This is a genomic window from Enterococcus sp. DIV0561 (assembly GCF_050539875.1).
GTDB classification, from domain to species: Bacteria; Bacillota; Bacilli; order Lactobacillales; family Enterococcaceae; genus Enterococcus; species Enterococcus faecalis.
Map to the genome: position 1 here is coordinate 1130641 of NZ_CP172927.1, position 11749 is coordinate 1142389.

Annotated in this window: 11 protein-coding genes; all 11 read left to right on the forward strand. The window is 37.0% G+C overall.

The window, feature by feature from the left end; translation table 11 throughout:
- Positions 1–43 precede the first annotated feature (43 nt).
- The 11 genes from IGM13_RS05555 (at position 44) to IGM13_RS05605 (ending at position 11622) form a co-directional block, all read left to right on the forward strand.
- Positions 44–424, forward strand: coding sequence for a hypothetical protein (locus IGM13_RS05555; RefSeq protein ID WP_002382188.1), 381 nt, complete (start codon positions 44–46; stop codon positions 422–424).
- A gap of 207 nt (positions 425–631) precedes the next feature.
- A complete protein-coding gene (locus tag IGM13_RS05560; protein WP_002382189.1) occupies positions 632–1468 on the forward strand; it encodes an ABC transporter permease in 837 nt (278 codons plus the stop codon).
- Positions 1461–2240: an ABC transporter permease gene (locus IGM13_RS05565; protein WP_002357916.1), complete on the forward strand. Its 780-nt coding sequence runs from the start codon at positions 1461–1463 to the stop codon at positions 2238–2240. The genes IGM13_RS05560 and IGM13_RS05565 overlap by 8 nt, the downstream gene beginning before the upstream one ends.
- Positions 2241–2278: 38 nt before the next feature.
- Positions 2279–3319 carry an ABC transporter ATP-binding protein gene (locus IGM13_RS05570; RefSeq protein WP_002419164.1) on the forward strand — a complete coding sequence of 347 codons (1041 nt, stop codon included), beginning with the start codon at positions 2279–2281 and terminating at the stop codon, positions 3317–3319.
- A gap of 26 nt (positions 3320–3345) precedes the next feature.
- A complete protein-coding gene (locus tag IGM13_RS05575) occupies positions 3346–4410 on the forward strand; it encodes an ABC transporter substrate-binding protein (RefSeq protein WP_002357914.1) in 1065 nt (354 codons plus the stop codon).
- Positions 4386–6170 (forward strand): adenine deaminase, encoded by a 1785-nt coding sequence (locus IGM13_RS05580; protein ID WP_002419163.1) that lies wholly within the window; start codon positions 4386–4388, stop codon positions 6168–6170. Before IGM13_RS05575 ends, IGM13_RS05580 begins: the two co-directional genes overlap by 25 nt.
- A complete protein-coding gene (locus IGM13_RS05585) occupies positions 6154–7482 on the forward strand; it encodes an amidohydrolase (RefSeq protein WP_002419162.1) in 1329 nt (442 codons plus the stop codon). Before IGM13_RS05580 ends, IGM13_RS05585 begins: the two co-directional genes overlap by 17 nt.
- 184 nt (positions 7483–7666) lie before the next feature.
- Positions 7667–8557, forward strand: a complete 891-nt coding sequence (locus tag IGM13_RS05590; RefSeq protein ID WP_002399965.1) for a helix-turn-helix domain-containing protein — start codon at positions 7667–7669, stop codon at positions 8555–8557.
- 219 nt (positions 8558–8776) lie between these two features.
- The gene (locus tag IGM13_RS05595; RefSeq protein ID WP_033591563.1) at positions 8777–9712 is read left to right on the forward strand and encodes an FAD:protein FMN transferase; all 936 of its coding nucleotides are present in this window, start codon (positions 8777–8779) and stop codon (positions 9710–9712) included.
- A gap of 26 nt (positions 9713–9738) precedes the next feature.
- Positions 9739–10347, forward strand: coding sequence for an NADPH-dependent FMN reductase (locus IGM13_RS05600; protein ID WP_002357907.1), 609 nt, complete (start codon positions 9739–9741; stop codon positions 10345–10347).
- Between the two features lie 18 nt (positions 10348–10365).
- Positions 10366–11622, forward strand: coding sequence for an NADPH-dependent oxidoreductase (locus IGM13_RS05605; protein WP_002360528.1), 1257 nt, complete (start codon positions 10366–10368; stop codon positions 11620–11622).
- The last annotated feature ends 127 nt before the right edge of the window (positions 11623–11749 follow it).

Genomic DNA, 11749 nt, shown 5'->3' on the forward strand with positions numbered 1-11749 from the left:
GGGAGAGGAGGAGAAAACTTTGAGTAAGTGTTTAGGGTTGTTGATGATTTTATTTGTATTATCTGGCTGTTCAGGAAGTAGGGATTCACAACAGGAAGTCGTTATAGAAAAGTCTGCTAATAATGACAAAGTAAGACAATTTGTCGATCAAAAAAACCCGCATTTAGGAACGCAATTAGAAGCAGAATCTTATACTAAACAGGAAGCGATTGAATTTTTACAAAATGGTTTAGGGATACCAACGAATGACTCGGCGTTTCATTATACGTTTAAGCAGTCAAATAAAGGAAGTTATGTTGTTCAAATTAGATCTGAAAAGAATAGTGTCTCGAAAGAGAATGAATTGTTCGGATATTATCAGGTGTATCAAGATGGTATTATAGTGAAAATGATGGAAAAGGATCAAACGTTCCAAGAAAATTAAGTGATAAATAAAAAAGTTGACAAAAAACACAAACAGTTTTGTTTGTGTTTTTTTGTTTAATGTTCGTGTTTTATTTTTTAATAACCTTTTCCGAAAAAATATACGAACGTTCGGGTTTAAAAACGAACAAAAAGATGAAAATGTGTTGAAATATACGTTTTCCTTGCGTATACTGATGAAGTGAAAAAACGAACGAGGAGTGTACGAATGAACAAGAAAGTTCCTTATTTAATTGTGGCACCGGGACTAGTACTATTATTATTTTTCTTAATGATTCCATTAATTACTAGCATTTTGCCAACCATTTTTACTGATCATGGCTTGACACTAAATCAGTATGTTACTTTTTTTAAAGATGACTATAATGTTTCAATTTTCTGGCGAACGATAAGAGTTTCGTTAATTGTGACGGGGATTTCAATCGTGTTGGGCATTCCAACGGCATACTTTATTGCTGGAGTTTCCAAAAAATGGCGTGGCTTTTTAATGGCTATGACCTTGTTTCCACTATTAACCAACTCAGTTATTCGAAGTTTTGCTTGGATTAACATTTTAGGAAAAAACGGTGTAGTGAATACGTTGTTATTAAAAACAGGCTTAATTGAGCAACCGCTGAATTTATTGTATACAGAATTTGCAATTATTATCGGTTCAGTGTATTTATTTTTACCGACAATGATTATGACCTTAGTTGGGGTTATGGAAAACATTGAAGGAGAAATGCTAGAAGCGGCTGAGACGCTAGGCGCCAATCCAATGACGGCTTTTCGGAAAATTGTTTTACCTTTATCAATTCCAGGCACCATCGTAGGAAGTATATTAGTGTTTACAGGAACTTTAACGGCTTATACGACGCCACAGCTGTTAGGTGGTAACCAAAAAATGATGATGTCGACCTTCTTATATCAAAAGGCTAATACTTTAGGTGATTGGCAATCGGCGAGTGTTCTTGCATTTATTATGATTTTAACAACATTAATTGTGATGAAAGGCCTAGACATGGTCGCTAAGAAAGTAGATCGGAGAGAAGCAAATCATGCGTAAGCAAAAAGGACTATCTGTTATTGCAATTCTAGTTTTTCTGTTTTTATTTTTACCATTATGTTTGATTGTGGTGACTTCTTTTGGAACAGCCGCAGCGATTCAATTTCCGATTAAAGGATTTACTTTAGATTGGTACGCCAAAGCATTACAATCGGAAACGTTTATGGACAGTTTTAAGTTAAGCTTGTTGATTGGGGTATTAGCGACTGTTTTAGCATTAATAGTAGGGATTCCGGCTTCCTATGCGCTGGCTCGTTATTCCGTTCGCGGGCGCAACTTTATTAAAAGCTTTTTCTTATCCCCAACTGTGATTCCAGGAATTGTGGTCGGGTATACGCTATTTCAATATATTGTTATTAAATTAGGTTTGCCTGTCTTTCAAGGATTATTAATGGGGCATTTTTTAATTAGTTTGCCTTATATTATTCGAGTGGTTGGGTCAAGTATGGAACAACTAGATTATTCAATGGAAGAAGTAGCTTGGACATTAGGTTGTACAAGATTGCGAGCTTTTATTCAAATTGTTTTACCCAATGTGTCTTCGGGAATTTTTGCAGCCTTTATGTTAGCATTTGTCAATTCGTTTAACAATGTTCCTGTATCGATGTTTTTATCAGGTCCCGGTGTGACGATGCTGCCTACTTCTTTATTAAGTTATATGGAATACAATTATGATCCAACTGTTTCAGCAATTTCTGTATTGTTGATGCTACTAACAATGGGCTTAATGTTTTTAATTGAAAAAACGTTGGGACTAGCTTCCATTGCCTAAAACATGGAAGAAGCACGAGATAGAAAGAGGAGAAAATTTTGACTTTTGTAGATTTAAAAGATATTCGCGTCAGCTATGACGGAAAACAAGATATTTTAAAAGATTTAAATATTTCAATGGAAAAAGGAGAGTTAGTTTCTTTATTAGGACCGAGTGGTTGTGGTAAAACGACTACGCTAAGAGTGATTGCTGGATTAATTAAGCCAAACGACGGACAGTTTTTCGTTGACCAAGAAGAACTAACAAAGGTTCCTGTCCATAAAAGAAACTTCGGGATGGTTTTTCAAAGCTATGCGTTATTTCCCCATTTAACGATTGCAGAAAATGTGGCTTTTGGGCTGAAATTACGCAAAGAAAATAAACAAACCATGAACCAAAAAGTCACAGAAATGCTAAAAGTATGTGGTTTAGAAAGCTTGGGCGACCGTTATCCAAAACAATTATCTGGTGGTCAAAGACAGCGGGTTGCGCTAGCACGTGCTCTGATTATTGAACCTAAACTATTACTACTAGATGAACCGTTGAGTAATTTAGATGCAAAATTGCGAGTGGCAATGCGGATTGAAATCAAACGGATTCAACAACAATTAGGCATTACGACAGTTTTTGTCACACATGACCAAGAAGAATGTTTTTCTATTTCAGATAAAGTGGCCATTATGAATAATGGCGTGATTGAACAATATGATTCACCAGAAACGATTTATCGTTTGCCTCGTACTAAGTTTGTCGCTGAATTTATCGGTTTTGAAAACTTTTTCTCTGTCGAAAAAATGGAAGCTGGTCATTATCGGACACAAACAAATCAAATAGTGAAAACGACTAATCCTGAACCAAATGTTACAACGACGGTGGCAACGATTCGTCCAGAGGACATTGAGATTGTTTCAGAAGCTGCTACTAATACTGTCGCAGGTACTGTCGCTGTCCGAACATTTTTAGGGAAAAGCTATCAATATGAGGTAGAAACAGCGTTAGGTACATTGCTGGTTAATGGAACAAGTGAACAGTTATATGAAACAAACGAAACTATTCACTTGGCTTTTCCAGCTGAGAAATTAGTTATTTTAGAAAAATAAAAACCATTTTGGAGGAAGATTTAAAAATGAAAAAACGCGTAATTTTAGGGACATTAGTCGCTGCAACGTTATTAATGACTGCTTGTGGAAACAGCGAAGCAACTACGAAAAGCGAGAGCAAAGGTGGAAGTAATGCTTTAGTCGTTTCAACTTTCGGATTAAGTGAAGATATTGTCAAAAAAGACATTATCGCTCCGTTTGAAAAAGAGAATGAAGCGAAAGTTACTTTAGAAGTAGGCAATAGCGCAGACCGCTTTACGAAATTAAAAAATAATCCCAATGCGGGAATTGATGTTATTGAATTAGCACAAGCAAATGCAGCACAAGGTGGAAAAGAAGGGTTATTTGAAAAAATTACAGAAAAAGAAGTACCTAATTTAAGTCAGTTAACACCAGGAGCAAAAGAGGTTTTTGAAAGTGGTGCTGGCGTACCAATCGCTGTAAACAGTATCGGGATTGTTTACAACAAAGAAAAATTAGGCAAAGAAATTAAGAACTGGGATGACTTATGGTCAGCTGATTTGAAAGGTAAAATTTCTGTTCCAGATGTTGCCACGACGGCAGGTCCTTTAATGTTATACGTTGCTAGTGAACATGCTGGTCAAGATATTACAAAAGATAACGGGAAGGCCGCTTTTGAAGCGATGAAAGAATTAAAACCAAACGTTGTTAAAACGTATTCAAAATCGTCAGACTTAGCTAATATGTTCCAATCTGGTGAAATTGAAGCAGCTGTGGTTGCTGATTTTGCGGTTGATATTATTCAAGGCGCAGCAGAAAACGTGACGTATGTCGTCCCAGAAAGCGGCACGTATGCCAACTATAATACAGTCAATATTCCTAAAAAAGCACAAAACAAAGAAACCGCCTTTAAATTTGTTAACGCACGGATTAGTGAAGAATCACAAAAGGCCAAAGCGATTTCATTAAATGAAGGACCTACAAATCAACAAGTAACGCTAAGCGAAAAAGAAGCGAAAAATAAAACATATGGTGCCATTGCCGAACGTGCCAAAACAGTCGATTTTAATTTTATTAATAGTCAACTAGCGGATTGGATTGATCAATGGAATCGGACGATGAATCAATAGTTTTAGAAAAGAGGGACAAAATGAACGTCGATGTATTACTAAAAAATGTGTGGCTGTATCAAACAGTCACTCAAACATTCGTTCAACGAAATGTTGCGATTAAAAATGATAAATTTTATTACATTTATGAAGAAGAGAACGTCAATTTGCAGCCCAAAAAAACAATTAATGCCGAGAATCAATGGATGATTCCCGGCTTAATTGATGCACACATGCATATTGAAAGTTCCATGACGACACCTACTATTTTTTCCAAAGCAGTAGTGCGTTACGGTGTGACAACGGTGATTGCCGATGCCCATGAAATGGCTAACGTATTTGGCTTAGAAGGCTTAAAAGCTTTTATGGCCGCTGAAACAGAACTAGATATCTTTCACGCAATTCCTTCCTCGGTTCCTTCGACTACTCCCGAATTAGAAACAACTGGTGGGATTATCGGCTTAGCAGAAGTAGCAGAATTACTCAAAGAGCCAAAAGTGATTTGTTTAGGGGAAGCCATGAACTTTAAAGGGATTTCCTATGAGCCAGATTCTTTAATTCGTCAAATTATCGATTTGTGCCAAAAACAACGACCAACCATGCCTTTAGAAGGCCACTGTCCTAAAATCGAAGATCAAGAGTTAGCAGATTTTCTATATAGTGGTATCACTTCAGATCATACCCATCAATTTCCTAAAACGTTAAAAGAAAAAATTGAAGCGGGCGTCTTTATTCAATTTCAAAATAAATCAATCACTCCTGAAAACATTCAGGTGATAGTAGACAATGACTTCTACAATTATGCAAGTATTATCACGGATGACGTGATGGCTGATGATTTGCTAAAAGGTCATCTAAATGAAAATGTCAAAAAAGCCGTTCATGCAGGATTGCCTATCGAAAAAGCCATTTATATGGCAACTTATACGCCGGCCAAACGAATGGGTCTCCATGATCGCGGCGAAATTGCACCTGGTAAAAAAGCTGACTTTTTGTTATTAAATGACTTAGAAAGTTTTGATATTAATACGGTTTATAAATCTGGAAAGGTCGTTTTTGAAAAAGGCGAGCCCTTCCATTATCCAGAAAAAATCGAAGAGTTTCCAGCCGCTTACCAACAAACCATCCAATGTAAAAAGTTAACAGAAGAAGATTTACTTTTAAAGGTGGCTACAACAAAAGAAACAGTTCGTTGTAATGTGATTCAAAAACAAGAGATTGGCACATTTACAGAGCGAATTACAAAAGAAATTCCTGTTGAAAATGGGTTGTTGCAATGGCAAAAAGCCAACTGTGCCTTATTAATTGTGATGGAACGTTACGGAAAAAATGGCAATATTTCTTTTTCTTTAATGGATCAACCCCTTTCCGAGAAAGGAGCCATTGCGACAACCTGGGCCCATGATCATCATAATTTAATGGTGATGGGTAATACGATTGAGGATATTCTGTTAGCGCAGAATGAATTATTAGCGATGCAAGGCGGCTATTTGGTTGCTTCGGATCAGCAAGTGATGGCAACTTGTCCTTTACCAATTGGTGGGATTTTATCGCAAGCACCGATTGAACAATTAGGCGCTGCATTGCAAAAAGTCCGACAAGCTATGCAAGCGTTAGGCTATCAAAATATGAATGAAATCATGTCCTTTTCCACACTATCATTGCCTGTCTCGCCAGCCATTAAAGTGACAGATTTTGGGATGATGGATACGAAGTCACAACGTTTCTATCCATTAGTTTTTCCAGAGGATGGAGTTCTTTTGCATGAAAACACTCATTAAAAATGTGCATATACTAACAATGGATGAGCAATTTTCAGAAATCAAAGCCGGCTATTTAGTGATTGAAGAAGACACAATTGTTGAATTAGCACCAATGACCACACTTGATGAAAAGCAAATTGCTGCAAATCAAGTAATCGATGGTCAAAATGGAATTTTAATGCCTGGGATGATTAACACCCATACCCATGTAGGCATGATTCCATTTCGTTCGTTAGGGGACGATGTGCCAGATCGACTCCGGCGTTTTCTTTTTCCATTAGAACAATTCATGACAAAAGAATTAGTAGGATGCAGTAGTGATTATGCAATTGCTGAAATGTTACTGAGTGGTATTACGAGCTTTTGTGATATGTATTATTTTGAAGATGAAATTGCTAAAAGTTGCGAAAAAATGAGTGTTCGCGCTTTGCTCGGAGAAACGATTATTGACATGCCCACTTGTGATAGTCCGGAACCTTCAGGCGGTCTTTTTTACGCGGAAACCTTTATTCGCAAGTGGCAAGGACATCCGTTGATTACGCCTATGCTTGCGCCGCATGCACCGAATACCAACTCACCAGAAGTGTTAGCAAAAATTATTGAACTTAGTCGGCGATACCAAGTTCCTGTAACCATGCACGTTGCTGAAATGACTTATGAAATGGCTGAGTTTGAAAAAGCCTATCAAAAAACACCAATTGCTTTCTTAGAAGAACTGGGTTATTTGAGTGAGCCGTTTATTTTAGCGCATTGTATTTTGGCAACCGATGAAGATCTTGCGAGTTTAGCTGCTACTAATGGAAAAGCGCGTGTCGCTCATTGTATCGGTGCGAATACTAAATCAGCCAAAGGCGTAGCTCCGATTAAGCAAATGCTTGATCAAGGGATTATTGTCGGTTTAGGCACGGATGGACCTAGTAGTGGGAATACATTAGATTTATTCACCCAAATGCGCATGGTTGCGAATTTTCATAAGACAGCACACCAAGATCGCTCCTTGTTTCCTGCGAAAGAAATTGTTTATCTGGCAACGATGGGGGGCGCTAAAACGTTAGGTTTGGCGGAGCAAGTCGGTTCATTGGAAGTGGGCAAAAAAGCGGATATAACATTAATTGAAACGCAATCAGTTAATATGTTTCCGATTTTTGATGCCTATTCAGCGTTGGTTTATTCAGCAAATGCTAGCAATGTTGAAGCCGTTTGGGTGAACGGTCAACAGTTAGTTGCCAATAAAGAATTACAACAAGCTAATCTCAAAGAAATCAAGGAAAAATTATATCAGGCCATGAATACGTTTGTGAAAGAAGCTAAAAAAAGAGCTGCTCTCTAAACAAAGCAAGTATGACGTATGGGATTGATTAAATAACGCTGGATTGACGTTTAGTGATTTAGGTTCTAATAGAGCGCAGACAAACTTTTAATGAAAGAGTTGTCTGTGTTCTTTTTTGTTATAAACATTTTTCTTTTTCTATATATATTTTTAAGGTAAGTTGTATTATAGTAAGTTTGAGAAGATGAGAATGAGAGGAAAAGCAATGAATATACAACGGTTTATAGAAAAACGCAAAGCACGTGGTTTGTCACAAAGTGAATTGGCTAAAGGGATTTGTACGCAAGTTACGGTTAGTCGCTTTGAAAAGAATGGTCAAGTCCCAACTTTAAAAATATTGATCCAACTATGTAATCGTTTAGAGCTACCTTTGGGAGAGCTCTTTCCGCGCGTAGGGATTAAACAACCTGAAATTCTTGAAAAAATGGAAGAAGCAGAATTCTTCTTGATTACTAGCGAACATGACCAATTGCAAACAATTTTAAAAAATATTCCTTTTGATGAAATCAAAGATTCCCAACTGTTATTAGAATATTATTATTTACAAGGCTTTGTCATGATTTTTCAAAATGCTTCGTTGATGGATTGCTTATTTACCTTTGAAAAACTTCTGTTTGAAGAGCAAAAATACACGAGCGATATTTACCGTTTGTTAGCTTTTACTGGAATTGGCATGGCCTATGCCAAAGAAGGCGAAATTGAGAAAGCAGAATTTTATTTCAATAAGGTCTTCAAGGAAATTTATCTTTATACTATTCAATCAATGGAAGATACTTGGCGAGTATTAAATGTTGTCTTTCACTGTGGTGTTTTTTATGCAGAAAAAGGCGATTTAGAAACAAGTGATGCTTTGTTAGAGTATGCGATTTCCATCTGTTCTGATAATCACGTCACGTATTACTTGGCAAGAGCAGCTTTCCAGCTTGCGAAAAATGCCTTAGCTGAAGAAAAGCCGCAAGAGCAAATTTTAGAACTACTACAAGATGCCCGCGCGTATGCAAAAATCAATAAAAATCGCATCTTGTTGGAAGCAATTCAAACATTGAAAGAAACAATTTTATCTAAGGGAAATTAGTTTATATAGAAAATTATATATTTATTTTCAAAATATAATAAAAAAAGCGTTTTTTAAAAGAGTTCAAGACACGTTACGACCTTAAATGAAAATTTTAAGGTCGTTATTTTATATAAAAAAATATATAAACGACTTGACTGGCATCAAATAAAGGCGTATGATTTATTTGTGAATAAATGTGAAATAAAACACAATCTTTCATGGAGAGGAAGTCTTGAGGTGCAACAAAGTCAAACTATTTATTTGATGGGCACAGTAATAGATGTATTTGTAGACCATGAAGAACCTGAAAAAATTCTAGAAGAAGTGCATCAACGATTGATCACTTATGAACAACGTTTTAGTGCAAATGATTCAACTTCGGAACTGATGGCTGTCAATCAACAAGCTGGACAAAAACCAGTCAGCGTTCATCCAGAGTTGTATCAATTAATTGCATTAGGGAAAAAACATAGTTGTGATCCAGCTAGTCATTTGAATATTACCATTGGCCCGTTAGTTCAAACGTGGCGAATCGGTTTTAAAGATGCCCGTGTCCCGTCAGAAGAGGAAATTAAAGCCTGTTTGAAAAAAATTAATCCAGAAAAGATTCACTTAAATCCCTTAAAACAAACGGTTTTTTTGGAAGAAGAAGGAATGAAATTAGATCTGGGGGCTTTGGCAAAAGGCTATATCGCTGATTTACTAATTGCCTATTTGAAAGAAGTCCATGTGACGTCTGCTTTGATTAATCTGGGCGGCAATATTGTGACGTTGGGGCCCTCTACGCATCAAAACAAAAAATGGCGAATTGGTATTCGCAATCCGCAAGAATCCAGAGAAACAATCAGCTTACTTGTCGAAGTGGCTAATCAATCGGTTGTGACGTCGGGCATTTATGAAAGAAGTTTAACTGAAGCTGGGCGAGTCTATCACCATTTGTTGGATCCGACAACCGGTTACCCATTGGAAACTGAAATGGCCAGCATCACAATTATCTCGGATGCTTCAGTGGATGGTGAGATTTGGACAACGCGTTTATTTGGTTATCCAATTCCAGAAGCGCTTGAAATCCTCAATCAACTAGATGGGATTGAAGGAGTCATCATTACACAAGACCAGCAAATTTTATATAGCAGTGGGTTAGCAGATACTCTTCACATTATCCATTCATAGAACCGAAAAAGAAAGGACAGCTCATTATGAAAAAAATTATCGGCTTAGTAGGAACGAACTCAGAGCAATCAACCAATCGTCAACTTTTGCAATTTATGCAACACTATTTTGCGCAGGAGGCTGACATTGAACTAGTTGAAATTGTTGACTTTCCTATGTTTAACAAGCCAGAAGACAAAGTTTTGCCAGAAATAGTTAAAACGGTTGCTGAAAAAATTGAAGCAGCAGATGGCGTCATTATCAGTACGCCTGAATATGACCATGCGGTGCCGGCTTCTTTGATGAATGCCCTAAGTTGGTTATCTTACGGGATTTTTCCGTTTGTTGATAAACCAGTTATGATTACTGGTGCATCCTATGGCACGTTAGGTTCCTCTAGAGCACAAGCGCATCTGCGTCAAATTTTAGATGCTCCTGAATTGAAAGCACGAATTATGCCAAGCTCTGAATTTCTATTAGCGCATTCCTTACAAGCTTTTGATGAAAACAATGCGTTAAAAGATTCAGAACAAATAGATAAACTAGCTGGTTTGTTTGCAGATTTTTGTGTATTTATTGAAATTACAGAACAGCTGAAACATGCGCATGCGCAAAACAAAAAAGAAGCAGAAAATTTCTCATGGGAAACGATTTAACGAAATGGAGTGAATAAAATGAAATTAATTGGGATCGTCGGATCAAACGCTGATTCTTCTTATAATCGGTTACTGCTGCAATATATTGGCAAAGAGTTTTATAAAATGTTCGACTTGGAAATTTTAGAAATTAAAGATATTCCAATGTTTAATCAAAGTAAGGATCAAACGAACAGTGTCTTGATTCAGAATATGAATCGCAAAATTTTACAAGCAGACGGCGTAATTATTGCGACTCCCGAACATAACCATACCATTCCTGCCGGTTTGAAAAGTGTGTTAGAATGGTTATCTTTCAAAATTCATCCGCTGGAAAATAAACCAGTAATGATTGTTGGTTGCTCTTATTATGATCAAGGAACCTCACGTGCGCAATTACATCTCCGTCAAATTCTTGATGCACCTGGTGTCAATGCGATCGTGATGCCTGGAAACGAGTTTTTATTAGGGAAAGCTAAAGAAGCATTTGATGAAAACGGCAACTTAATTGCGGAGGGAACACGTCAATTTTTAGAAAGCACATTACAAAAATTCGTGGAATTCATTGATGTGATTTCAAAATTAGAAGGGGCTAAGCCAAAAGACTTACCTGAAGATTTACATGCAAAAGGAACCATTGAAACAACGATCGAAGGGGTTGATATGGCAGCAGATGATTGGGTAGAACAAGCAGCAGAAGCGGTTCAGGCTGTGGAAGGCGACACATACGTAAAATTAGATCGAGGCATTTTAACCGTTGATCAGCTAAATTATTTCTTAAAATCAATGCCAATGGAATTGACTTACGCAGACAGTAACAATCAATTTTTATATTACAATAAAAAAATGGCTGCTGAAGAAATGTTTGCTAAACGGCAACCAGGACAAGTTGGTAATCCATTAGCGAATTGCCATCCACCAAAAGCATTGAAAAATGTAGAATGGGTGATTCAGCAATTACGGTCAGGAAAAACAGATGCTATTCGCGTTCATGTTCCAATGCACGGACCAGATACCTATGTAGTGCATAACTATCAAGCGATGTATGATGATAATGGAAATTACGCGGGAATTAATGAGTATATTTTAGACTTTAAACCAATTGTTGATTGGTATTTAAAACAAACTGGGCAAGAATTAGTCGGTGGAAAAAACGTCGATGCAGTCAGTGGTGCCTCCAAAAAAGAAGCGCCAGAAACGGCAGATAGTGTCTCAAGTGCATCAGTCCATGAAGAAGAGTCAGCGACCGAAAAGCCAACAGTTGACAGCGTTTCTAGCGCTTCAATTAAAGAGTAAAATAACAGTAAAAAATAGCGGCAACAAGTAGTCATACTGTATTCAGATTAGCAATGCCAAATGAGGACTTTTATTGACAGAAGCTGATACTTAAAAGAGTAAGAACTTTATAGGAAGATAGTATAGA

Coding starts and splice junctions, on each gene's coding strand:
- IGM13_RS05555 (WP_002382188.1), top strand. CDS start 44: ATGATTTTATTTGTATTATCTGGCTGTTCAGGAAGTAGGGATTCACAA.
- IGM13_RS05560 (WP_002382189.1), top strand. CDS start 632: ATGAACAAGAAAGTTCCTTATTTAATTGTGGCACCGGGACTAGTACTA.
- IGM13_RS05565 (WP_002357916.1), top strand. CDS start 1,461: ATGCGTAAGCAAAAAGGACTATCTGTTATTGCAATTCTAGTTTTTCTG.
- IGM13_RS05575 (WP_002357914.1), top strand. CDS start 3,346: ATGAAAAAACGCGTAATTTTAGGGACATTAGTCGCTGCAACGTTATTA.
- IGM13_RS05580 (WP_002419163.1), top strand. CDS start 4,386: ATGGAATCGGACGATGAATCAATAGTTTTAGAAAAGAGGGACAAAATG.
- IGM13_RS05585 (WP_002419162.1), top strand. CDS start 6,154: ATGAAAACACTCATTAAAAATGTGCATATACTAACAATGGATGAGCAA.
- IGM13_RS05590 (WP_002399965.1), top strand. CDS start 7,667: ATGAGAATGAGAGGAAAAGCAATGAATATACAACGGTTTATAGAAAAA.
- IGM13_RS05600 (WP_002357907.1), top strand. CDS start 9,739: ATGAAAAAAATTATCGGCTTAGTAGGAACGAACTCAGAGCAATCAACC.
- IGM13_RS05605 (WP_002360528.1), top strand. CDS start 10,366: ATGAAATTAATTGGGATCGTCGGATCAAACGCTGATTCTTCTTATAAT.